Source organism: Micromonospora mirobrigensis, assembly GCF_900091555.1.
Taxonomy (GTDB): domain Bacteria; phylum Actinomycetota; class Actinomycetes; order Mycobacteriales; family Micromonosporaceae; genus Micromonospora; species Micromonospora mirobrigensis.
Map to the genome: position 1 here is coordinate 67,000 of NZ_FMCX01000013.1, position 22,442 is coordinate 89,441.

The 22,442-nt window shown below is 73.5% G+C and carries 24 protein-coding genes and 1 pseudogene; 9 read left to right on the forward strand and 16 right to left on the reverse strand.

The window, feature by feature from the left end; genetic code table 11:
* Positions 1-76: 76 nt before the first annotated feature.
* On the reverse strand, positions 77-1,501 hold the full coding sequence (gene glnA / locus GA0070564_RS27640; protein WP_091615730.1) for a type I glutamate--ammonia ligase: 1,425 nt from the start codon (positions 1,499-1,501) through the stop codon (positions 77-79).
* A gap of 274 nt (positions 1,502-1,775) precedes the next feature.
* Between glnA and GA0070564_RS27645 the strand changes: the two genes are divergently transcribed.
* Entirely contained in the window at positions 1,776-2,183 is a 408-nt protein-coding gene (locus GA0070564_RS27645) for an RDD family protein (RefSeq protein WP_091615733.1), read from the forward strand.
* On the opposite strand, the gene GA0070564_RS27650 is transcribed toward GA0070564_RS27645, so the two are convergent.
* The 3 genes from GA0070564_RS27650 to GA0070564_RS27660 form a co-directional block, all read right to left on the reverse strand.
* Positions 2,180-3,508: a hypothetical protein gene (locus GA0070564_RS27650; protein WP_091615738.1), complete on the reverse strand. Its 1,329-nt coding sequence runs from the start codon at positions 3,506-3,508 to the stop codon at positions 2,180-2,182. The genes GA0070564_RS27645 and GA0070564_RS27650 overlap by 4 nt on opposite strands.
* Complete coding sequence (locus tag GA0070564_RS27655) at positions 3,505-4,050, reverse strand: SigE family RNA polymerase sigma factor (protein ID WP_091615742.1); 546 nt, start codon at positions 4,048-4,050, stop codon at positions 3,505-3,507. The genes GA0070564_RS27650 and GA0070564_RS27655 overlap by 4 nt, the downstream gene beginning before the upstream one ends.
* A 103-nt stretch (positions 4,051-4,153) precedes the next feature.
* Positions 4,154-4,843 carry a DUF4191 domain-containing protein gene (locus GA0070564_RS27660; RefSeq protein ID WP_091615747.1) on the reverse strand — a complete coding sequence of 230 codons (690 nt, stop codon included), beginning with the start codon at positions 4,841-4,843 and terminating at the stop codon, positions 4,154-4,156.
* Between the two features lie 214 nt (positions 4,844-5,057).
* Here GA0070564_RS27660 and GA0070564_RS29555 point away from each other — a divergent pair, with 214 nt between their 5' ends.
* The 3 genes from GA0070564_RS29555 to GA0070564_RS27670 all read left to right on the forward strand — a co-directional run bounded on the left by GA0070564_RS29555 (position 5,058) and on the right by GA0070564_RS27670 (position 8,918).
* Positions 5,058-5,228, forward strand: a complete 171-nt coding sequence (locus tag GA0070564_RS29555) for a hypothetical protein (protein ID WP_176730874.1) — start codon at positions 5,058-5,060, stop codon at positions 5,226-5,228.
* Positions 5,225-8,254 (forward strand): ATP-binding protein, encoded by a 3,030-nt coding sequence (locus GA0070564_RS27665; RefSeq protein WP_245670317.1) that lies wholly within the window; start codon positions 5,225-5,227, stop codon positions 8,252-8,254. Before GA0070564_RS29555 ends, GA0070564_RS27665 begins: the two co-directional genes overlap by 4 nt.
* A gap of 70 nt (positions 8,255-8,324) precedes the next feature.
* On the forward strand, positions 8,325-8,918 hold the full coding sequence (locus tag GA0070564_RS27670) for a hypothetical protein (RefSeq protein ID WP_141714887.1): 594 nt from the start codon (positions 8,325-8,327) through the stop codon (positions 8,916-8,918).
* A gap of 199 nt (positions 8,919-9,117) precedes the next feature.
* On the opposite strand, the gene GA0070564_RS27675 is transcribed toward GA0070564_RS27670, so the two are convergent.
* Together GA0070564_RS27675 and lipA are read right to left on the reverse strand one after the other, a co-directional pair.
* Positions 9,118-9,516, reverse strand: coding sequence for a hypothetical protein (locus tag GA0070564_RS27675; protein WP_091615753.1), 399 nt, complete (start codon positions 9,514-9,516; stop codon positions 9,118-9,120).
* 106 nt (positions 9,517-9,622) lie between these two features.
* Positions 9,623-10,672, reverse strand: a complete 1,050-nt coding sequence (gene lipA, locus GA0070564_RS27680; protein ID WP_091615756.1) for a lipoyl synthase — start codon at positions 10,670-10,672, stop codon at positions 9,623-9,625.
* Positions 10,673-11,084: 412 nt separating this feature from the next.
* Between lipA and aspS the strand changes: the two genes are divergently transcribed.
* The gene (gene aspS / locus GA0070564_RS27685; protein ID WP_091615759.1) at positions 11,085-12,371 is read left to right on the forward strand and encodes an aspartate--tRNA(Asn) ligase; all 1,287 of its coding nucleotides are present in this window, start codon (positions 11,085-11,087) and stop codon (positions 12,369-12,371) included.
* A gap of 63 nt (positions 12,372-12,434) precedes the next feature.
* Here the strand turns inward: aspS and nadE are convergent, their stop codons facing one another.
* From nadE to GA0070564_RS27715, 6 genes are all read right to left on the reverse strand, one after another.
* Entirely contained in the window at positions 12,435-13,262 is an 828-nt protein-coding gene (gene nadE, locus GA0070564_RS27690; RefSeq protein ID WP_091615763.1) for an ammonia-dependent NAD(+) synthetase, read from the reverse strand.
* Between the two features lie 36 nt (positions 13,263-13,298).
* Positions 13,299-13,691 carry a VOC family protein gene (locus GA0070564_RS27695; protein WP_091615767.1) on the reverse strand — a complete coding sequence of 131 codons (393 nt, stop codon included), beginning with the start codon at positions 13,689-13,691 and terminating at the stop codon, positions 13,299-13,301.
* Positions 13,692-13,701: 10 nt separating this feature from the next.
* Positions 13,702-14,925, reverse strand: a complete 1,224-nt coding sequence (locus GA0070564_RS27700; protein WP_091615831.1) for an RNA polymerase sigma factor — start codon at positions 14,923-14,925, stop codon at positions 13,702-13,704.
* Positions 14,926-14,935: 10 nt separating this feature from the next.
* Complete coding sequence (locus tag GA0070564_RS27705) at positions 14,936-15,280, reverse strand: YciI family protein (RefSeq protein WP_091615770.1); 345 nt, start codon at positions 15,278-15,280, stop codon at positions 14,936-14,938.
* A 102-nt stretch (positions 15,281-15,382) separates the two neighbouring features.
* Positions 15,383-16,024 (reverse strand): lipoyl(octanoyl) transferase LipB, encoded by a 642-nt coding sequence (lipB, locus tag GA0070564_RS27710; protein WP_091615773.1) that lies wholly within the window; start codon positions 16,022-16,024, stop codon positions 15,383-15,385.
* Between the two features lie 52 nt (positions 16,025-16,076).
* Positions 16,077-17,900 carry a DUF6311 domain-containing protein gene (locus tag GA0070564_RS27715; protein ID WP_091615776.1) on the reverse strand — a complete coding sequence of 608 codons (1,824 nt, stop codon included), beginning with the start codon at positions 17,898-17,900 and terminating at the stop codon, positions 16,077-16,079.
* A 177-nt stretch (positions 17,901-18,077) separates the two neighbouring features.
* On the opposite strand from GA0070564_RS27715, the gene GA0070564_RS27720 reads away from it, so the two are divergent.
* The gene (locus GA0070564_RS27720; RefSeq protein ID WP_091615780.1) at positions 18,078-19,292 is read left to right on the forward strand and encodes an extracellular catalytic domain type 1 short-chain-length polyhydroxyalkanoate depolymerase; all 1,215 of its coding nucleotides are present in this window, start codon (positions 18,078-18,080) and stop codon (positions 19,290-19,292) included.
* Positions 19,293-19,397: 105 nt separating this feature from the next.
* Here GA0070564_RS27720 and GA0070564_RS27725 read toward each other — a convergent pair whose 3' ends face one another.
* From GA0070564_RS27725 to GA0070564_RS27740, 4 genes are read right to left on the reverse strand one after another with little or no spacing between them, the layout of a single operon-like run.
* Complete coding sequence (locus tag GA0070564_RS27725) at positions 19,398-20,297, reverse strand: TIGR01777 family oxidoreductase (RefSeq protein WP_091615783.1); 900 nt, start codon at positions 20,295-20,297, stop codon at positions 19,398-19,400.
* A 2-nt stretch (positions 20,298-20,299) separates the two neighbouring features.
* Complete coding sequence (locus GA0070564_RS27730) at positions 20,300-20,578, reverse strand: hypothetical protein (protein WP_091615832.1); 279 nt, start codon at positions 20,576-20,578, stop codon at positions 20,300-20,302.
* Positions 20,575-20,808 (reverse strand): hypothetical protein, encoded by a 234-nt coding sequence (locus GA0070564_RS27735; protein ID WP_141714888.1) that lies wholly within the window; start codon positions 20,806-20,808, stop codon positions 20,575-20,577. Before GA0070564_RS27735 ends, GA0070564_RS27730 begins: the two co-directional genes overlap by 4 nt.
* Positions 20,809-20,837: 29 nt before the next feature.
* Complete coding sequence (locus GA0070564_RS27740; RefSeq protein WP_245670318.1) at positions 20,838-21,134, reverse strand: hypothetical protein; 297 nt, start codon at positions 21,132-21,134, stop codon at positions 20,838-20,840.
* A 325-nt stretch (positions 21,135-21,459) separates the two neighbouring features.
* Between GA0070564_RS27740 and GA0070564_RS27745 the strand changes: the two genes are divergently transcribed.
* The 3 genes and pseudogenes from GA0070564_RS27745 to GA0070564_RS27755 all read left to right on the forward strand — a co-directional run.
* Positions 21,460-21,702 (forward strand): winged helix-turn-helix domain-containing protein, encoded by a 243-nt coding sequence (locus GA0070564_RS27745; RefSeq protein WP_091615835.1) that lies wholly within the window; start codon positions 21,460-21,462, stop codon positions 21,700-21,702.
* 32 nt (positions 21,703-21,734) lie between these two features.
* Positions 21,735-22,100 carry a hypothetical protein gene (locus tag GA0070564_RS27750; protein WP_091615793.1) on the forward strand — a complete coding sequence of 122 codons (366 nt, stop codon included), beginning with the start codon at positions 21,735-21,737 and terminating at the stop codon, positions 22,098-22,100.
* Between the two features lie 159 nt (positions 22,101-22,259).
* Positions 22,260-22,442: pseudogene (locus GA0070564_RS27755) on the forward strand (IS701 family transposase); the annotation flags it as partial.

Below are 22,442 nucleotides of genomic sequence, written 5' to 3' on the forward strand. Positions count from 1 at the left end.
GTCCGTGAGGTTGTACCCAACCTGTACCCAAGATCGGTGGTGATCCTGTTGGTGCAGGTCAGCGCCTTGAGTTACCTCAGCAGTCGAAGTACATCGCAAACTCGTGCGGGGTCGGGCGCAGGCGCACCGGGTCGACCTCGTTGGCCCGCTTCCAGCCGACCCAGGTGGAGATCAGGTCCGGCGTGAAGACGCCGCCGTCGAGCAGGTAGTCGTGGTCGGCCTCGAGGGCGTCCAGGACGGCCGGCAGCGAGCCCGGTACCTGCTTGACGTCGCCCCACTCCTCCGGCGGCAGGTCGTACAGGTCCTTGTCGATCGGAGCCGGCGGCTCGATCTTGTTCTTGATGCCGTCCAGGCCGGCCATCATCATCGCCGAGAAGGCGAGGTACGGGTTGCTGGACGGGTCCGGCACCCGGAACTCGACCCGCTTGGCCTTCGGGTTGCTGCCGGTGACCGGGATGCGGGTGCAGGCGGAGCGGTTGCGCTGCGAGTAGACCAGGTTGACCGGCGCCTCGAAGCCCGGCACCAGCCGGCGGTACGAGTTGACCGTCGGGTTGGTGAAGGCCAGCAGCGACGGGGCGTGGTGCAGCAGACCGCCGATGTACCAGCGGGCGGTGTCCGACAGGCCGGCGTAGCCGGTCTCGTCGTAGAACAGCGGCTCGCCGTTCAGCCAGAGGCTCTGGTGGGTGTGCATGCCCGAGCCGTTGTCACCGAAGAGCGGCTTCGGCATGAACGTGGCGGTCTTGCCGGCGGCCCACGCCTCGTTCTTGATCAGGTACTTGAAGAGCTGGAGCTGGTCGGCCGAGTGCAGCAGGGTGGAGAACTTGTAGTTGATCTCCGACTGCCCGGCGGTGCCGACCTCGTGGTGCGAGCGCTCCACGGTGAAGCCGGCGTCGACCAGGCGGCGGACCATGCTGTCGCGCAGGTCGGCGTAGTGGTCCACCGGCGGCACCGGGAAGTAGCCGCCCTTGTACGCGGTCTTGTAGCCGCGGTTGCCGCCCGGCTCCTCGCGACCCGTGTTCCAGGCGCCCTCGATCGAGTCGATGTAGTAGAACGACTGGTGCGCCGAGGTCTCGTGGCGGATCGAGTCGAAGATGTAGAACTCCGCCTCGGCGCCGAAGTACGCGGTGTCGGCGATGCCGCTCGCGGCCAGGTACGCCTCGGCCTTCTTGGCCACGTTCCGCGGGTCCCGGGAGTAGGCCTCGCGGGTGAACGGGTCGTGGACGAAGAAGTTCAGCGCGAGGGTCTTCTGCGCGCGGAACGGGTCGATGAAGGCGCTCGCGACGTCCGGGAGCAGGAGCATGTCCGACTCGTGGATCGACTGGAAGCCGCGGATCGACGACCCGTCGAAGGCGAGACCGTCGCTGAAGACGCTGTCGTCGAAGGACTCCACCGGCAGGTTGAAGTGCTGCATCACGCCGGGCAGGTCACAGAAACGTACGTCGACGAACTTCACGTCCTCGTTCTTGAGGTATCGCAGGAGTTCCTCGGGATTGGCGAACACACGTCCTCCTGGCACGTCCACGGGGTGGCTGGGCTCCTGGCGACGGTATGACCGCAGGGTTGCCCTGCCATGTCTTGAGTGTTTCTGCCGTGTTACGTCGCTCGCGCAGCGTCATCCGCGCCGCTCAGTCGCCCAGGGATGTCCGTTCGCACGATACCCGGCGGTGCAGACTGTCGCAGTTCAACATCATTGGTCCGTTTGCCCGCGAGGTGCGTCCGACACCCACGGTGACCGTCCGTACGCCCCGGCGGGCGGCTGGCTACCCTTGGCTGCTGTGACCACGCCGCACCCCGTACCGCCCGCCCGGGACCCCGGGTTCGCACCGCCCACCCTCGGCCGCCGGTTCGGCGCGCTGATCGTCGACTGGGTGCTCTGCCTGCTGGTGTCGAACTTCTTCGCCGACCCGGTCCGCGACGGCTGGGCCCCGGTGCTGGTGCTGGTGCTGGAGTACGGCTTCTTCCTCGGCCTGTTCGCCCAGACCCCCGGCATGTACATCACCAGGATCCGCTGCGTCGCCTGGGCCGACGGCGGCCGGATCGGGGTGATCCGGGCCCTGCTCCGCGGCGCCCTGCTGGCGCTGGTGGTCCCCGCCCTGATCATGGACGAGCACCGCCGTGGCCTGCACGACCGCCTCACCGGCTCGGTCGTCACCGACGCCCCCCGCCCCGCCCGCCGGAGCTAGAGGGCGACCTCCGTGGTGTCGACGCGGACGCGGGTGGCGGTGGAGGGCAGCAGGGCGGCGTTCCGGCCGGCGGGGTGCCAGCGCCCGTCGTGGTCCAGATAGCTCAGCGTCGCGTCCTTCCGGGCCACCAGCCAGCCCCGCCCGTCGGGCAGCCGGACCGCGACCGGTAGCGGCGCCGTCCGGTCCACCTCGTCGCCGTACACGGTGACGACGGGTCCGAACCTCGGGTCGGTCGAGGTGAGCGGCTGGATGTAGACCACCGTGCGGGTGGGGTCGCCGCCGAAGCGCACGTCGGCGGCCACGAACAACTCGCCCCGCCCGGTCCGGCCGTACGCCGTCCAGTCGCGCCCCGTCGCCCCACCGGCCGGCTCGTGCTGGCCGGCGTCGCCCTTGCCGAGGAACATCAACACGGTGTCCAGGGACAGGGCGCCGCGCGGAGCGAGCGGGAAGCGGGCCGGTCGATCCGCCGGCCAACCGCCGCCCGCCGGAGTGCGCCACCCGAGGCCGGGATCGTCCGGGATCACCGTGGGGTCGGTGAGGTTCCCGAGGCTCAGGTACGCCCCGGCCCCGTCGCGGACCGCCACGGCGTACCGGTCGCGCTGCGGGGGCACCCGGACCACGGCGGCCCCGTCGGTGAACGTGACCGGTCGCCAGTCGGTGCGGACGACCCGGTCGGCGCGGTAGGTCCGCCGCGCGGACCACTGCACGTCGCCGCCGACGTCGAGCACCACCAGCGTCGACCGGTCGACCCCGGTCAGGAAGGCCCGGCTTCCCCAGCCGGCCGGTCGGCCCGGCGCGGCCAGGATGTCCGCGCCGACCGGCTCCACCCGACCGGCCGGGTCGGTGCCGGCGAACCAGATGAACACCGACGGCTGGTGCCGGTCGGTCCACATCCGCTGCACCACCGCCGCCGCCGGGCCGGCCGGGGTGCTGCCCGCCCAGGTCACGTGGGGTTCACCGGCGGGCCGTCGGGTCAGCCCCAGGCCGCGCAGCGGGCTGTCGTCGCGGGTCCGCCGGTAGGTGGCGAGCACCGTCGACAGCCAGCGGCGGTCGTCGGCCAGGTCGCCCCGGGTCGGCTGGTCCAGCAGCAGTTCCGCCACTCCGCCCAACTGCGCCGACGCGGGCGGCCGGGCCAGCTGCACGACCCCCGCCGTGCCGCCGGCCAGCAGCACCGCGAGTGTGCCGGCCAGGGCCGCCCGGCGGCGGCGCACCCGGCGGCGGCCACCGCGCCGGACCCGGTCCGTCAGGTCGGCGGGTGGCCGCACCCCGTCGGCGGTGATGGTCAGGGCCCGGCGTACCGGGTCGAGGTCCAGGTCGCTCGTCATCGCGTCCTCCGGGTCGGTTCGGCGGTGGGGGAGATGAGCACCGGCGGGTCGGCCGGACCGAGCTGGGCCTGTTCCCGCAGCCGGGTCAGGCCCCGCGCGGTGTGGCTCTTCACCGCGCCGACCGAGCAGCCCATGATCTGGGCGGTCTCGGCCTCGGAGAGGTCGTCGAGGTAGCGCAGCACCACGGCCGCCCGCTGCCGGGGCGGCAGGGTACGCAGCGCCGCCAGCACGGTCTGCCGGACCACCACGTGGTCGGCGTGGTCGAGCGCCGGTGTACCCGTCCGCTCGCCCAGCGGCGTCTCGGGCCGGCGGCCGCGGAACCGCCACCTGTCGACCGCGCGGTTGACCAGGATCTTCCGGGCGTACGTGTCCGGCGCCGAGCGGGCCCGCTGCCACTTCGCGTACAGCCGCTCCAGGACGTCCTGGAGCAGGTCCTCCGCGGCGTGCCGGTCGGTGGTCAGCAGGTACGCCGACCGCAGCAGGGCGGTGGAGCGGCTACGGACGAACTCGTCGAACGAGTCCGCTTCGTCGTGGGTGCTCATCACCGGTTACAGACGACGGCGGGCCGGGGCGGGTTTACCCGGAGACGGAAAGAGCCGGGCCCGTCGTCGGACGGGCCCGGCTCCTCGCGTACGTCGATCGGGGTCAGCGGCCCCGCGACTGGCGGAACGCGCCGCCCGGCGGCCGCATGTTCTTCGGGATCGCGCCCTTGGGCATCTGCGGGCGGGCGGTGAGCGCCTTGAGGCGCTTGTCGAGGGCGTTGACGTCCTTCGGGGCCAGCGTGCGGGGCAGCCGCATCAGCGTCATCCGCAGCTTGCGGATGGGCAGCTCACCCTCGCCCTGGCCGATCACGTAGTCGTGCAGCGGGGCGCTGCCGATGACCTTGGACAGCCGCCGCTTCTCCTGCCCGAGCAGGCCGCGCACCCGCTGCGGGTTCCCCTCGGCCAGCAGGATCACGCCGGGGCGGCCCAGCACCAGGTGGACCATGTCCATCTGGGTGGTGGAGCTGACCGCCGGGGTGACCCGCCAGTCGCCGCGCATGCTCTCCATGATCTGCGCCGCCGCGCCCGGCTGGCCCTCGGCGGCGTTCATCATCGCCTTGTTGGACCGCAGGTTCAGCACGATCAGCACGGCGAGCAGGGTGATCAGGATGCCGATCGGCAGCCAGAGCCAGCCCCACAGGACCACCGCGACCACGGTGAGCGCGAGCGGGAGCAGCACCGCCGCGGCGGTCAGCGGGGCGAACCACCTGTCCTGCTTGGCGGTGAACCGGAACACCATCCCGATCTGCTTCAGCCGCTGGCCGAACGAGACCTTCTCCTGGGGCTTTGCCATGCCGCAGAGTCTAGTGGTCGCCCCGCCCGGCGTTGATCCGCGGCCGGCTCTCGCGGCGGCTGAGTACCTTACGTCGCCACCGCCCCCCGCAGGCCCGTGGGTAAGGAGGGTCGGCGGGCCAAGATGAGGCGGCGCACCCATGCCCCCGGGGCACCTTCAGGCGGAACGTAGGTGTCGACAGCGAAACGGCACACCGCACGACAGGAGAACCGGAATGTTCGGCAACGACGCGGACCTCATGCTCACCATCCACCGTACCCACGCCAGTGAGCTCCAGGCCGACGCGGCCACCGACCGGCTGGCCCGGGCGCTGCCCCGCCGCCACCCGCGCGGTTGGCTCGGCCGGCGGCAGCACGCCGCCCGCGGCACCGACGCCCGCCGGTGACCGCGCCGGTCGTCGTCGGCCCGGCCGCCACGGGGGCGGCCGGGCCGGCGGCCGACGCCGACGGGTCGGTCCGGGACCGGCCGGTCGGCCGGGTCGGCGCCGGCCAGGGGCGTGGCATGCTCGGTGCCGTGACCGTACGCGCCGCCAGCACCCTCCTCGTCGGCCGCCGACGCGAGCTGCGCGTCCTGCGTGACGCGCTGGGCCGGGCCCGCGCCGGGGAGCCGACCACCGTCCTGGTCGGCGGCGAGGCCGGCGTCGGCAAGACCAGGCTGCTCGACGAGTTCGGGCTGCTGGCCGTCGCCGGCGGCGCCCGGCTGCTGGTCGGCCACTGCCTGGAGCTGGGCGAGGCCGGGCTGCCCTTCGCGCCGTTCGCCGCCGCGCTGCGCGAGGTGCTGCGCCAGGACGGCCCGGGGGTCCTCGACGGGTACGAGCCGGAGTTCGCCCGCCTCCTGCCCGAGCTGGCCCGGGGGCCGTTCGCCGTCGCCGTGCCCGGCGGCCCGGCCGACTCCGACGCGCCCCGCGGCTACCTGTTCGACCTGGTCGCCGGGCTGTTCCACCGGCTCGCCGAGGACCGCCCGCTGGTGCTGGTGATCGAGGACCTGCACTGGGCCGACCGGTCCACCCGCGACCTGATCGGCTTCCTGGTCCGCGCCGCCCGGCCGGGCCGGCTGCTGCTGGTCTGCTCCTACCGCACCGACGAGCTGTACCGGGGGCACCCGCTGCGGCCCTTCCTCGCCGAGCTGGACCGGGTCCGGGGCGTCGAGCGGGTCGAACTGGGCCGGCTGGACCGGGACGGCACCGCCGCCGTCCTGGCCGACCTGCTGGGCGCCGAGCCGACCGCCCGGGCCGTCGACGAGGTGCACGGCCGCACCCAGGGCAACCCGTTCTTCATCGAGGAGTTGGCCGCCGCCGGCTCCCCGGTCGGCTGCGCCACCCTGCCGGACACCCTGCGCGACCTGCTGCTGGCCCGGGTCGACCGGCTTCCCGAGCCGGCGCAGCGGGTGCTGCGGATCGCCGCCGCCGGGGGCAGCCGCTTCGCCCACCAGCTCCTCGCTGAGGTCGCCGGCCTGCCCGAGGCCGAGCTGGAGGACGCGTTGCGCGCCGCCGTCGCCGCGCAGCTGGTCGTCGCCGACCCGGACGGGGACTACGAGTTCCGGCACGCCCTGGTCCGGGAGGCCGTGCACGACGAGCTGCTCCCCGGCGAGCACACCCGGCTGCACGCCCGGTACGCCGCCGCCATCGAGGCGCAGCCGCACCTGGTGCCGGCCGGCCGGGCCCCGGCCGAGATCGCCCACCACTGGAACGCCGCGCACGACCACCCGCGGGCCCTGGTCAGCGCCCGCGCGGCGGCGGCCGCGGCGGCCGACCGGTACGCGTACGCGGAGCAGAGCCGGTTGTTGGAGCGGGTGCTGGAGCTCTGGGAGCAGGTGCCCGACGCGGCGGACCGGCTCGGCATGGATCACCTGGCGGTGCTGGAGGAGACCCTCGGCGCGGCCACCACGGCCGGGGACTACGGCCGGGCGCTCACCCTCACCCGGGCCGCGCTGGCCGAGGTCGACCGGGACGCCGAGCCGCTGCGCGCCGCCCGCCTGCTGGACTGGCGGGGCTGGCTGCTGGCCCTGCTCGGCAAGAGCGACGGCGCGGCCGAGCTGCGGGAGGCGTACCGGCTGGCGGCCGGGGTGCCGGACGGGCCGCAGCGGTTCCGGCTGCTCGCCGACCTCGCCGCGCACCTGTCGAAGGTGGATCCCGAGCAGGCCGTCACGGTGGCCGACGAGGCGATGGCCGGTGCGGCGGCGCTCGGCGAGGACGTCACGCTGCTGCCCACCCGGATCGCGATGCTCTGCCGGCTCGGTCGGGACTCCGACCGCGGCCTGGCCGACCTGCGTCGGGCCGAGGCGCTGGCCCGGGCCGCCGGGAACGTGCCGGCGCTGGTCAGCGCGCTGGTTTACCTCTCCGACGTGCTCTTCGAGCTGGGCCGGTACGCCGAGTCGGCGGACGCCGCCGGCGAGGGGGTGACCGAGGCGCGCCGGGTCGGGATCAGCCGCTCCGGCGGGGCGTACCTGCTCTCCAACCAGGCCGAGGCGCTGATCGCATTGGGCCGGTGGGACGAGGCGGAGGCGGCCTGCGCGGAGGCGGCGCGGACCGACCCGCCGGGCGTCTCCGGCCTGCACTGGCTGCAACTGCGCGCCGGGCTGCGACTGGCCCGGGGCGATGCCGCCGCCGGTGAGATGGTGGGCCGGGCGCTGGGTTTCCTGGCCCGGCCGTACCTGTGGGCGAACCACCGACTGCCCCTGCACGAGCTGCGGATCTCCGCGGCGTTGGCGGCCGACGACCGGACCGAGGCGGTCGCGGCGGCGCATGCGGCGCTGGCCGACGAGTGCCTGCCCGAGCAGCCCCGGGAGGGCTGGCCGGTGCTCACCGCGGCGGCCCGGACCGCCGCCCGGTACGCCGTGCCGGAGCTGGCCGCCTTCGTCGGCGCGCTGGCCGCCGGGCTGCCCGCCCGGTACCCGGCCGAACGCGCGCACGCCGCCACCGTGGCCGCCCTGCTCGCCCCGGCGCCGACCGCGCTGCCGGCGTGGCGGGCGGCGGTGGCCGCGTGGCGGGTCGACGGCCAGCCCTACCCGCTGGGCCGGGCGCTGCTGGAGCTGGCCGAGGCGGCCGCCTCGGCAGGTGAACGGGACCTGGTCCCGGACGCGGTCCGCGAGGCGGCGGCGCTGGCCCGCGACCTGGGCGCCACGCCGCTGGCCGAGCAGGTCGCCACCCTGGCCCGGCGGGTCGGGCTGCGCGGCGGGGGCACCCCGGGGCCGGACCTGCTCACCTCGCGGGAGCGGGAGGTGCTGCGGCTGGTCGCCGAGGGGCACAGCAACAGCCGGATCGCCGAGCAGCTGTTCATCTCACCGAAGACGGCCAGCGTGCACGTCTCCCGGATCATCGCGAAGCTGGACGTCAGCAATCGGGTGCAGGCCGCGGCGCTGGCCCACCGGCTCGGCCTGCTGTCCGGCAGCTCCTCGTCGCATAGTTCCTGAGACCCGTCCCGCTGAACGGGGATGACGGTTCGACCTTGACTCATCGACGTTTGCCATAAAGTATTTATATATGGAAAATAATCGTAGTATTTCGGGGATTCACGGCAAGAAGTGGTTGGCTCCGGTCGCAAGAGCCGCTGCTGCCTCCCTCCTGACGGTGTCGGGGGTCGCAGTGGTGCAGGCGGGGACGCCCACGGGAGCTGAGGCGGCGAATGCCTGCTTCCTGGGCAACTACAACGCCTTGGGAGATTCAGAGGTCAACAGGAGCGGCTCGACCGGCGACACGCGGTACCCGGCGACCCTGCACGGTAAGACGGTGCACCTATACACCAATGTCGCCAACGCTTCGGTGGTCGCGACCGTCGACGGTGCCAGCACCGGGGACGTGGTGTCCATCGACCGCTCGGTCTTCCGGGTGAGCGGAACCGCAGACCACTACTTCAAGACCACCGCGCAGATCCAGGCGCTGGGCACGTGGGACTACTGCGAGAAAACGGCTACCAGCAGTGGCAAGCTGACGTCGAAGAGAATTGACGGGGCGCACCACTACGTCCGGGTCTGCCTCCGTCACTCGGGTGCTCTTCAGTGCACCAACGTGTGGTACGGCGACAACGACGACGAGGCGGGTGACATCAGCCGTCGGCCGGGCGACACCACGCCGTAGCCCGAACCGTCCGTTCGGATCCGGGGCCGCCTGCTTGCGCGGTGGAAGCGGGCGGTCCTGCACGGTACGCCGTCCTCGGGCCGGCGTCCGCTCCGGCTGACCGGCCGGCCGTGCCACGTCCCGCCGGAGGGGGAACCCGCCTCGGGCCGGGTGGGATCGATGGCACGGCCGATCGGTGCCGCGAACTAGCGGCCGTCGCTCACTTGCAGCTGCTGGGGCTGGTCCCGTTGTCCCGGAGGTAGCCGTCGACGTTCACCGAGAAGCTGTTGTAGTAGCAGCCGCCGCTCATCGGGGCGCTGATCGGCGAGTGGTGCCCGGAGTAACACCCGTCGGTCCGCGACGCCACCAGGCTGCCGCCGCTCTTGAACAGCCCCATGACGATGGAGCACCTGCCGCCGAGGCTGCCGCGGGTGTTGACGTAGATGTCGCCGTACACCCGGATGCCGTTGTCCGAGCTGCAGACACCCACGTTCCAGCCGTTGCGGCTGTAGTCGGTGCAGCCGCCGCCGTACGCCATCGCGGGCGAGGGGGTGATCGCCAGCCCCGCCACCGTGGCGAGACCGGTCAGCGCGACGATCGTTGAGTTGCGGATGCCCATGGGCCCTCCCGTGTCCGTTCCCGACGCCCTGTCGGGACGTGCGGCGGGCACGTTAGCAGCCGGCGGGTCGGGCCGTTGTCCCGTCGAACGACGACGGTCGCCGGGGTCAGGAGACGGTGGCCGACACGCCGCGGGCCTCCAGGGCCTGCCGGTAGAGCCGGCCGGCCCGGTACGACGAGCGCACCAGCGGGCCGCTCATCACCCCGGCGAAGCCGATCTCCTCGGCCTCCTCGCGCAGCTCGACGAACTCCTCCGGCTTGACCCAGCGGGTCACCGGGTGGTGCCGGGGGGAGGGGCGCAGGTACTGCGTGATGGTGATCAGCTCGCAGCCGGCGGAGTGCAGGTCGCGCAGCGCCTGGGAGACCTCGGCCCGCTCCTCGCCCATGCCGAGGATCAGGTTGCTCTTGGTGACCAGCCCGTCGGCGCGGGCCTGCCGGATCACGTCCAGCGAACGCTCGTAGCGGAACGCCGGCCGGATCCGCTTGAAGATCCGCGGCACCGTCTCGACGTTGTGCGCGAGCACCTCGGGGCGGGAGCCGAACACCTCGGCCAGCTGCTCCGGGACCGCGTTGAAGTCGGGGATCAGCAGCTCGACGCCGCAGCCCGGCTGGAGGGCGTGGATCTGCCGGACCGTCTCGGCATAGAGCCAGGCGCCGCCGTCGGGCAGGTCGTCGCGGGCGACACCGGTGATGGTGGCGTAGCGCAGCCCCATCGAGACCACCGACTCGGCGACCCGGCGCGGCTCGTCGGCGTCGAACTCGGCCGGCTTGCCGGTGTCGATCTGGCAGAAGTCGCAGCGCCGGGTGCACTGGTCGCCGCCGATGAGGAAGGTGGCCTCCCGGTCCTCCCAACACTCGTAGATGTTGGGACAGCCGGCCTCCTGGCACACGGTGTGCAGCCCCTCGCGCGAGACCAGCCCGCGCAACTGGGTGTACTCCGGGCCCATCTTGGCCTTGACCTTGATCCACGGCGGCTTGCGCTCGATCGGCGTCTCGGCGTTGCGGGCCTCGATCCGCAGCAGCCGTCGCCCCTCGGGGGCGGCCGTCGCGGTACGAGTGGCCTGCGGCGTCGTCGTCGGCGCGGAGTGCTCGATCGTCACAAAACCGAGCCTACGCCGGACGAGGGCCGTCGATGAACGTCGGGCGACCGGCGTCACGCCACAGACCTTGTGACACCGGACACCAGCACCCCGAAATCCCCGTTACAGCGCCGGGGCGGCGGTGCTAGCGTGCCGGCACGGCTGTGACGGAGACGAGTACCGCTCCGACCCGCCGGTGCAGAGAGCCGCCGAGGTGCTGGGAGGCGGTCCGGCGCCGGGGCGCGAAGACCCTCCCGAGCCGCGGGAAGAACAGCTGACGTGCAAGGAAGGGCCCCCTCTTAACACTTCCGGTATAGGAAGGGCCCCCTCTTAACACCTCAGCCCAGTAGAACCCGCCCGGCTGGCCCCGGTGAAAAGGCGACCAACGAGGCTCCCGGGAAACCGGGGGCGAAGGTGTGGTGGCACCGCGAGGACCCGCTCGCCCACACCTCCCGGGATCGCGTTGCGATCGAACGAGGAGGTAACCGCCATGCAACGCATCCTCTCCGCCCAGCTCCCCGCCCACGTCGGCGCGACCGTGCGGGTCGCCGGCTGGGTGCACCGCCGCCGGCTGCTCAAGTCGGTGGCCTTCCTGATCGTCCGGGACGCCACCGGTCTCACCCAGGTGGTGGTCGCCGCGCCCGCCGTGCGCGCGCAGGTCGAGGCGCTCACCGAGGAGACCGTCGTCGAGGTCGTCGGCACGGTCGTCACGAACGAGACCGCGCCCGCCGGGGTCGAGCTGACCGACCCGACGGTACGTCCGCTCGGTGACGCCGCCGTGCCGCCGCCGTTCGACCTGTACCGGCCAGTGCTCGCCGCCGGCCTGTCCACCCAGCTCGACCACGCGCCGACGGCGCTGCGGCACCCGACCCGGTCGGCGTCGCTGCGGATCTCGGCGGCGGCGGTGGCCGGTTTCCGGGCCACGCTGGACGCCCGCGGCCACACCGAGATCCACACCCCGAAGGTGGTCGCCTCGTCCACCGAGAGCGGGGCGAACGTCTTCGCGCTGGACTGGTTCGGCCGGCCCGCGTACCTGGCGCAGTCGCCGCAGTTCTACAAGCAGCTCATGGTGGGCGTCTTCGAGCGGGTGTACGAGGTGGGGCCGGTGTTCCGGGCCGAGCCGCACGACACCGCCCGGCACCTGGCGCAGTACACCTCGCTCGACGTGGAGCTGGGCTTCGTCGCCGACCATCGGGACGTGATGGTGGTGCTGCGGGACACACTGGCCGGGATGCTCGACGCGGTCCGGGAGCGGGCCGGCGGCGCGCTGGCCACCCTCGCGGTCGAGGCGCCCGAGGTGCCGGCGGAGATCCCCGCGGTGCACTTCACCGAGGCGTTGGAGATCGCCGGGGCGCCGGCCGACGAGCCGGACCTGGCCCCGGCGCACGAGCGGGCGCTGGGGGAGTGGGCGCGGCGCGAGCACGGGTCGGAGTTCCTCTTCGTCACTGGCTACCCGATGGCGAAGCGGCCGTTCTACACCCATCCGGACCCGGCTCGGCCGGCGTACTCGAACGGGTTCGACCTGTTGTTCCGCGGCCTGGAGCTGGTCACCGGCGGGCAGCGGCTGCACCGGCACGCCGACTACCTGGCGGCGCTGGCCGCGCGGGGCGAGCCGGTCGAGCCGTACGCCGGCTACCTGGACGCGTTCCGGCACGGGATGCCGCCGCACGGCGGTTTCGCGATCGGCCTGGAACGCTTCGTCGCCCGGCTGACCGGCGCGGCGAACGTCCGCGAGGTGACCGCCTTCCCGCGCGACCTGCACCGGCTCACGCCCTGACCGCCTGTTAAGAAGGGGCCCCTGCTATACCGGAGGCGTTAACAAGGGGCCCCTCCTTGCGCCTCAGGCGGGGGCGATGGGGAGCTGGCGCTTGTGGTCGGTGGCGCGGTAGCGGGCCACCAGCGCCGCCTCCACCTCCGCGGGCACCGGCCGGCCCTCCAGGTAGTCGTCGATCTGCTCGTAGGTCAGCCCGAGGGCGTCCTCGTCGAGCCTGCCCGGGGCCAGGCTCTCCAGGTCGGCCGTCGGCGCCTTGCCGACCAGCTCGGCCGGGGCGCCCAGCTCGGCGGCGACCGCCCGGACCCGCCGCTTGGTCAGCCCGGTCAGCGGTACGACGTCCGCCGCCCCGTCGCCGTGCTTGGTGAAGAAACCGGTCACCGCCTCGGCCGCGTGGTCGGTGCCGACGACCAGCCCGGCGCTCGCCCCGGCCACCGCGTACTGGGCGATCATCCGCTGGCGGGCCTTGACGTTGCCGTGCACGAAGTCCTGCTGGGCGGCGTCGCGGAAGGTCAGCCCGGCGGCCAGCAGCGCGTCCAGGGCGGCGTCGCTGGCCGGCCGGACGTCGACGGTGAGCACCCGGTCGGGCTTGATGAAGTCCAGCGCCGCCCGGGCGTGGTGCTCGTCGGCCTGCACCCCGTACGGCAGCCGCATGGCCACGAACTCGCATCTGTGGCCGGCGTCGCGGGCGCGTTCCACCGCCAGTTGGCAGAGCCGGCCGGCGGTGGTCGAGTCAACGCCGCCGCTGATCCCGAGGACCAGGGTCCGCAGCCCGGTGTCGACCAGCCGGTCGGCGAGGAAGACCACCCGCCGCTCGATCTCCCGCGCCGCGTCGAAGGTCGGCGACACGTGCAGCTCCTCGGCGATCTGCCGCTGCGGTGACATCACGTCGGTCATCAGGGGGTCCTTCCCGGTTGAGGGGGGCGAGCGGGTTCAGGCGGGGCCGAGCAGGTCCCACGGGTTGCCGGCGAGGTCCCGGAAGACGGCCACCCGGCCGTACGGCTCGGTGCGCGGCGGCTTCACGAACTCGACCCTCGCCTCGACCATCCGGCGGTAGGTGGCGTCGAAGTCGTCGACCTGGAGGAAGAAGCCGACCCGGCCGTGGGTCTGGTCGCCCACCGCGCCCTGCTGCCGCTCACCGTCGGCGCGGGCCAGCAGCAGGCCGGTGCCCCCGCCCGGCGGACGGACCACCACCCAGCGCTTGGGGCGGCCGTCGTTGGTCTGCGAGGGCTTGTCCTCGACCAGTTCGAAGCCGAGCACCTCGGTGAAGAAGTCGATCGCGGGGTCGTAGTCGGCGACCACGAGGGTGACCAGGTCGATGCGCACCCCCAGCAGGTTACGCGGGCAGGCCGGCCCGGCGGCGGCGCAGGTGCGCGGCCTGCGGTCCGCTCAGCTCCAGGGCCAGCGCCCGGTCGTACGCGTCCGCCGCCTCCGCCGGCCGGTCCAGGCGGCGCAGCAGCTCGGCCCGGGTGGCGTGCCACCACGGGTAGCCGGTGAGCCCGGCCACGGCGTCGACCAGGGCCAGCCCGGCCCCGGGCCCGTCCCGTTCGGCCACCGCCGCCGCCCGGTTCAGCCGGACCACCGGCGTGTCGTGCACGGTCAGCAGCACGTCGTACCAGGAGACCACCGCGTCCCACGGGGTCCGGTCGTATGCCGGGGCGAGGGCGTGGCAGGCGGCGATCGCGGCCTGGACGACGTACCGGTCGGGGTGGTCCGGGGTGCGGCGCAGGGCCCGCCCGACCAGCTCCACCCCGGCGACGATCGCGGCCCGGTCCCAGCGTGACCGGTCCTGCTCGGCGAGGAGCAGCAGCCGGCCGTCCGGGCCGGTGCGGGCCGCCCGCCGGGAGTCCTGGAGCAGCAGCAGGGCGAGCAGCCCGAGCACGGTCGGCTCGTCCGGCATCAACTCGACGAGCAGCCGGGCCAGGCGCAGCGCCTCGTCGGCGAGCGCGACCCGGACCAGGTCCTCGCCCGCGCCGGCCGCGTACCCCTCGTTGAAGATCAGGTAGACCGTGGTCGCGACGCCGGTGAGCCGATCGGGCAACTCCTCGGCCTCCGGCACGCGGTAGGGGATCCGGGCCCGGGTGATCTTCTGCTTGGCCCGGGTGAGCCGCTTGGCCAGGGTCGCCTCGGGCAGCAGCAGCGCCCGGGCGGCCTCGGCGGTGCTCAGCCCGCCGAGGGTCCGCAGCGCCAGGGCCACCTGCGCGTCCAGGGAGAGCGCGGGGTGGCAGCAGGTGAAGACCAGCCGCAGCAGGTCGTCGCGGACCGTCGCGGGCGGCTCGGGCTCGGGGTCGAACAGGACCACCGCCGCCGCCTCCTTGACCGCCCGGTTCGCCTCCCGGCGGATCAGGTCCACCGCCCGCCGCCGGGCCACCACCAGCAGCCAGGCCCGCGGATTGTCCGGTACGCCGTCGCGCGGCCAGCACTCCAGCGCGCGGAGCGCCGCGTCCTGGGTGGCGTCCTCGGCCAGGTCCAGGCTGCCGGTGACGCGGACCAGCGTGGCGAGGATGCGGGCCCGCTCGTCGCGGACCACGCGCGCCACCGCCGCGTCACCGGGCAGCACGGACGGCACGTCAGAACTCGATGACCGGCCGGACCTCCACCGCGCCGGCCCAGGCCGCCGGGATGGTCGCGGCGACCTTGACGGCCTCGTCCAGGTCCGCGCACTCCAGCAGGTAGAAGCCCGTCAGGGCCTCCTTGGTCTCGGCGTACGGGCCGTCGGTGGTGAGGATGTCGCCGCCCTTGCCGCCGCTGACGCGGACGGTCGTGGCGGTTGACGTCTGGTACAGGGCGTTGCCGCCCCGGATGACCGCCGCGGCGGCGGCCCCGAACTCGTTGTACTCCTTCATCTCCTCGGCGTACTCCGGCCGGGTCCAGTCGACGTCGGCGCTGTAGATGAGGGCGGCGTACATGGGCATGGTTCGTCTCCTGCGGTCGCGGCCGGCGTGGTCGCCTGGCCTCTCACCATAGGGACGATCGGCCCGGTGCCCCGCGGGACACCACGGGCGGAGGAGATTCCGTCAGGCCGCGACGAGCGTGGCGAGGTGCCGCTCCACCACCGGCAGCACGTCGGCGACGCTGACCGGGCGGCCCAGCTCGGCGGTGAGCGAGGTGACCCCGGCGTCGCGGATGCCGCACGGGACGATCCGGTCGAAGTACGTCAGGTCGCAGTCACAGTTGATCGAGAAGCCGTGCAGGGTCACCCCGCGGGCGACCCGGATGCCGATGGCGGCCACCTTGCGGGCCGGCCCCCGGTCGTCCTCGGGCACCCAGACCCCGCTGCGCCCCTCGATGCGGCCGGTGGCCAGCCCGAACTCGGCGCAGACGTCGATCAGCAACTGCTCGGTGCGGCGTACGTAGGCGACCACGTCGACCGGGTCGGGCAGCCTGACGATGGGGTAGCCGACCAGCTGCCCCGGTCCGTGCCAGGTGATCTTGCCGCCGCGGTCGACGTCGACCACCGGGGTGCCGTCCATCGGGCGGTCCCACGGCTCGGTGCGCTTGCCGGCGGTGTAGACGCTCGGGTGCTCCAGCAGCAGCACGGTGTCGCCCCGCTCGCCCGCCACCACCGCCTCGTGCAGCCGGCGCTGCTCGTCCCAGGCGGCCAGGTAGTCGAGCTCACCCACGCGGACGGCGCTCAGGCCGGAAGTCGTCGTGCTCACCTGCCCAGCCTAGACCCGTACCCGCCGGTCACCTGGGGTGAGCGACGTTGCGTCAGTCACCCGGCACGGTCCAGAGCCAGACGTCGTCGACCCGTCGCGGCGGGCCGAGGATCGCGGTGGCGGTGCGGCGCAGAGCGTCCTCGTCGAGGTCGTACTTCGCGCCGTGCACCCGGTCGGCCAGCACCACCGCGGTCACCCCCCAGTAGCGCAGGTCGGCGCGGCAGAGCCGGACGCTGCCGTCGGTGATGATCGGCACCAGCCCGGTCCGGCCGGCCTGGTCCATCAGGGTGTCGAAGGTGCGCGGCGGCGGTCCGATCCGACCCCGGCCGTCCGGGCCGCCGGGGCCGAGGAAGAAGCCCGCCGGGATGCGGAACTCGCCCTGCCGGTGGGCCAGGGCGTACGCCTGCCAGCGCTGGCCGTCGGGGGTGACGTCGAGGGTCAGCGGCAGCGGGGTGAGCACCCCGTCGGGCGGGACGTGCCGCTTCCAGGTGCCGGCTGTGATGAACGCCGGGACCGGCTCGCGGGCGCTGGTGGCCAGCGGGACCGGCAGCAGCGGCAGCAGCGCCACCGCGAAGCCGGCCAGCCACGCCGGGCCGGCCGCCCGGGCGCGCGGCGGATCGGCGCGCAGGCTGTCGATCGCGTACGCCAGCAGCAGCCCGATCACCGGCGCGACCACCAGGGCCAGCCGGGAGGGGAGCGCCGCGTTGACCACCGGCAGGTTGTCCAGCACGCCGAACGGCAGCAGTTGCCCGGTGCGCCGGCCGTCCCACCTCGCCTCCGGGCCCAACGACAGCACCCCGAAGACCAGTGCGGTGACGCCCAGCGCGGCCAGGGTGGCCCGGCGGGCCTGGGCGGCCCGCCGCCACAGCAGCGCGAAGCAGGCCACGGCGAGCAGCAGCAGCGGCACCCCGAAGAAGGAGTTCTCCTCGGTCGGGTTCGGGGCCAGCGCGGTGCCCAGTCCGGCCGCGCCGGCCAGCGACCGCTGCGGGTACGCCCCGAACGCCGCGATGTCCTCCGAGTGGATCATCGGGTCGAAGCCGGTGCCGTGGAACCGCTGCGGCCCGGCGAAGTGCAGCCACAGCGGGTACGCCAGCAGCGCCCCGGCCACCAGCGCGGTCACCCCGAGCCCGCGCAGGAAGTGCGGCAGCGCGGCCCGGGCCTGCGCCCGGCGGGCCGGGTGCGCCGACCAGACGGCGAGGAAGAGGGCCAGTGCCAGGGCGGTGAAGAAGAGCCCCTCGGCGGCGATGGAGAAGGCCACCGCCACCAGCACCCCGAGCAGCACCCCGCCGCGCGCCCAGTTCCCCGGTCGGCCCAGCGCGAACAGCGCCCACGCCAGCAGCGGCGCCAGCCAGCCGGCGGTCCAGTTCAGGTGGGCGTTGGCGTGCGACACCATCCCGGGGGAGTACGCGATGAACAGCGCGCCCACCCCGGCGGCGAGTCGGCTGCCGACCAGGTGCCGGCTGAGCAGCCAGTACCAGGCCAGCCCGGTGGCGGCGAGATTGAGCGTGAGCACCACCAGGAAGGTGGCCGGCGGCCCGACCAGGTACGTCAGCGGGGCGAAGACCGCGGCGTAGACGGTGATCGAGGTGTTGACGGCGAGGTTGACCCCGTCGGGGACGTTGATCAGCTGGGTGAAGAACGGGTTCTCGCCGTGGGTGAGCGCGTGCCCGCCGAAGGCCAGCAGCCACTCGAAGAGCGCCTGGTCGCTGGAGTTGACGGTGATCGCCCGGCCGTTCGGGTCCCGCCACAGCCCGCTGGTCACCCAGAACGCCAGCGCCACCGCGGCGACCGCCACCACCAGGTCGACCCGGCGGTCCCGGCGGGCGACCGGCGCGGCGGGGGCGGGGCCGTCGACCAGGGACGGTGAACTCGGCACGCAGCGGACGTTACCAACCCGAACGGGGCACGCCGGGCAGACACGAAAGCCCACCCGCCCGACACATCGGCAGGAGCGAATGTGTGAGCGCGGCCCATGTCGCCGGTCGGAAACACGGACGTAACGTCGCGGCAACTCGGGAGTGACCCAGTTCACAACCCTCATCGGGAGGTCGCCGTGCGCCGCCGCTCATCCATCCTCGCCAGACTCGCCGGGGCGGTCGCCGGGGCCGCGCTCGCCGCCGCCACCGTCGTCGCCGTCGCCGCGCCCGCCCAGGCCGCCACGCTCACCCAGGTCACCGGCTTCGGCTCCAACCCCGGCAACCTGAGCATGTACGCCTACCGACCGGACGGCCTGCCGGCCAACGCGCCGGCGGTGGTGCTGCTGCACGGCTGCACCCAGAACGCCTCGGGCTACTTCACCAACTCCGGCTGGCAGAAGTACGCCGACCAGTGGAAGTTCGCGCTGGTCGTGCCCCAGCAGGCCACGTCCAACAACTCCAGCTCCTGCTTCAACTGGTTCGAGACCGGCGACACCGCCCGGGGGCAGGGCGAGGCCCTGTCGATCAAGCAGATGGTCGACTACGCGAAGAGCACCTACGCCGTCGACCCGGCCCGGGTCTTCGTCAGCGGGCTCTCGGCCGGCGCGGCGATGAGCGCGGTCATGCTGGCCACCTACCCGGACGTCTTCGCCGCCGGCTCGGTCATCGCCGGCCTTCCGTACCGCTGCGCGACCAGCACCACCAGCGCGTACTCCTGCATGAACCCCGGGGTGGACAAGAGCCCGACCGCCTGGGGTGACCTGGTGCGGGGCGCGTACCCCGGCTACGCCGGGCCGCGGCCCCGGGTGGCGATCTGGCACGGCACCTCGGACACCACGGTGGCCCCGGCCAACGCCGTCGAGTCCCGCGACCAGTGGACCAACGTGCTCGGCGTCCCGCAGACCCCGACCAGCACCGCATCCCTGCCCGGCGGCACCAGCCTGGAGGTCTACGGCAACGACGCCGTCCGGCTCTACCGGGTCTCCGGGATGGGCCACGGCACGCCCGTCGACCCGGGCACCGGCGCCGACCAGTGCGGCAACGTGGCCGCGTACTTCCTGGACGCCATCTGCTCGACGTACCGGGACGCGCTCTTCTTCGGCCTGGGCGGCGGCGCGTCGCCCACCCCGACCCCGACGGCGACCGCATCCCCGACGCCGAGCCCGTCCCCGACGGCGTCGCCGACCTGCGTCACGGCCAGCAACTACGCCCATGTGACCGCCGGGCGCGCCTACCAGTCCGGCGGGTACGCCTACGCGCTGGGCAGCAACCAGCGGATGGGCCTCTACAACACCTTCTACACGACCACCCTCAAGCAGACCGGGCCCAGCTACTGGGTCATCGGTTGCTGAGGATGTAAGCAGGGGCCCCCTATTAACGCTTCCGGTAGAGCAGGGGCCCCTTGTTAACAGACGTCTGTTAACAAGGGGCCCCTGCAAACACCCAGGGCCCGGGCCTCACTCGGTCAGGGCGGCGTGCAGCGCGCCGGCCAGGTCCGGGTGGCGCCACGGGAAGCCGGCCCGGTTCAGCACCCCGGGCAGCACCCGGGTGCTGGTCAGCGCCTCGTGGGCGAAGCCGCCGAGGGCCACCTTCAGCGCCAGCGCCGGGATCGGAATGATCGCCGGGCGGTGCAGCTGCCGGGCCAGTTCCCTGGTGAACTCGGCGTTGGTCACCGGGTTCGGGCCGACCAGGTTGACCGCGCCGGCGACGTTCTCCCGGGCCAGCAGGAACGCGGCGGCGTCCAGCCAGTCGACCATCGAGATCCAGGGCAGCCACTGCCGGCCGCTGCCCAGCCGCCCGGCGATGCCCAGCTTGAACGGCAGCAGCTGCGGCTTGAGCAGGCCGCCGTCGCGGTGCAGCGGCAGCCCGGTGCGCAGCCGGACCACCCGTACCCCGGCGTCCTCGGCCGGCCGGGTGGCGGCCTCCCAGACCCGGCAGACGTCGGCCAGGAAACCCTCGCCGGCCGGCGCGTCCTCCTCGACGACCCGGTCGCCGGTGTTGCCGTACCAGCCCACGGCGGAGGAGTTGAGCAGCACCGTCGGCCGGTCGGCCGCCGGCAGCCCGGCGATGGCGACAGCCAGGGTGGTGGTGGTGTCGACCCGGCTGGACCGGATCAGCCGCTTGTAGTCGTCGTCCCAGCGCTTGTCGCCGACGCCCGCGCCGGCCAGGTTGACCACCGCCTCGGCCCCGGCCACCACGGTCGGGTCGAGCTGCGCGGCGGACGGGTTCCACTGTCGCTCGTCGGGGGTGCGGGCCGGCCGCCGGACCAGCCGGGTGACCTGGTGCCCGTCGGCGGTGAACCGGTCGGCGAGCCGGGTGCCGAGGAAGCCGGACGCGCCGGCCATGAGGATCCGCATGTTCATATCTTCGGGTACGGAACCCGATCTGGATGCGTTGAGCGCATTGCCCAGCCGAGGAAACGGGTGAAGAGCTGCGTCGGGGTCGGCCCGTCGTCGGGGTGCAGCCGGTGCAGCTCGCCCGCCGCGTCGTGCAGCATCCCGCCCAGGTGGACCAGGAGGGTGACCCGGTCGTCCGCGTACTCCTGGAGGAGCCGCAGCCGGGCCGGCGCGCACGGCCACGGCGCGGCGCAGGACCGGCAGAGCCAGAGCGGGCGCAGCGGGGTGTGCGGGACGCTCACCACCGACCGCCGTTGGCCCGCCAGGTCTGGGCCGGGGTGAGCCGGCCGACCCGGCCGACCTGCGGGTTCGCCCGGGTCGCCTCCTCCCACCACCGGGTGTTCGGCGGCGGGGCGGGCGGTTCGGTGGGGACCGGCGCGTGCCGGTCCGGGCAGGCCGGCCAGCGCAGCCCGCACGAGCACCGACGCCACCCGTCGCGCCAGGTCCGCCGGTGCCGGGGTGCGAGCGGCACCGGCGCGACGTTGCGTCGCGGCCACCGCATCACGACCGCCCGTCGGGTACGCCGACCAGCCGGCCGTCGCGCTCGGCGAGCCCGTCGACCAGCTCGTCGGGCAGGCCGCGCGAGTGCAGCACCCGCCGCGCCCACCGGTGCAGCAGGCAGGGGTACGCGGTCCGGTCGGCCCGGCACAGCGGGCCGGTGGGCCACTGCTCCGGCGCGTGCACGAGCAGCGCCAGCAGCGCCAGTTTCAGGTCGTCCACGGTGACCACCCAGGGCAGGGGCAGCTCGCCGAGCACCTTTTCCAGGGCGTCCACCGGTGGGGTGGCTGTCGTCCGCACGAGACGTCTCCTTCGCGTCGACGGTGGCGCCGGGGCGGGCGGGGACGGCCGGGCGCGCGCCTGGTCGGCCGGAGCCCGGCACCCGCCCCGGGCCTGCTCAGGTGGGCCCGTCGACGGCTGGTCGCGGGCAGCGGGCACCCGGCCGGGCACCGGGGGAGTGGCCGGCCGGGTGGTTCCACAGGACGACCAGCTCACGGTTTGCAGACCTGGGAGCCGGTCGATCTGAGCCTCACACAACTTGTTGTACAAAGCAAGGACGAACTTGGTCTTACTTGTTGTGGCTGGTGGTTCATGGTCGAATGGCGGTGCAGACCTGGGAGTGTGGATGCCCGCCAAGGCAAAGTGGGCGCAGCTGGCCGACCATCTTCGTGAGCGGATCGAGTCGGGCGAGCTGGCGCCGGGGGAGAAGCTGCCGTCGACCGCGCAGCTCAAGGAGGAGCACGGCGTGTCGCAGACCGTCGTGCGTCAGGCGATCTTCCTTTTGCAGACGCAGGGGTGGGTCGAGGGCGTGCACGGCGTCGGCGTCTTCGTGGCCGAGGAACTGCCGCAGCGGCAGGACGGGTCGTGACGTCCGTGCCGTTCGCCGTCGCGGGCTGAGTGATGCTCGAAGCCGGTAAGCGCTCCCGGACCCAGCCCCCACCGCCACCCGTGGTGTTCGAGGCGCTCACCCAACCCGACCGCGATCCGGCCCGGCCGTGGCTGCGGTCGCGGCTGCTCGACGACGAACAGCCCCCGCGGATCGTGGAGGCGTCCTGCCCGGGTCTGGTCGTCTGGTCGTCACTCTGGCCCCGGCGACCGGACGCCCTGGTGCGCTTCGAGCTCGAGTCCGACGGGTCGTACGACACACTGCTGCGCTGGACGCTGCTCGTCGACGAGCCGATGCCGGACGCGTCGCTGCTCGGGCACCTGCGCAAGCGGATCAACTACCTGATCAACGAGAGCCTGCGCGCCACCTTCGGCAACTAGTACGGCAGCCGCCGTTTGAGATCTTGCTGGTGAACCGGGGTGGACGCGAGGCGGCCACCGCGTGATCGTCTGTGCGTTGTGGACACATCATCAGATCTGGCGGTGGCCGCGTGCCACAGCGTAGCTGTTGGTCGGTGGGAGCGGGTGTTGGCCGAGGTGCTGGGCTGCTTCGCGGGCCGGTTTGGTCGCGTGGAGCCGCGTCGGGCGGCGGGACAGTTCGTGACCGGGCTGCTGTCCGAGCTTGAGGTGAAGACGTGCTGGCAGTTGGCCGAGCAGGCCGGACATGCCCGGCCGGACGCGATGCAGCGCCTGTTGTATCGGGCGGTGTGGGACGCCGACGCT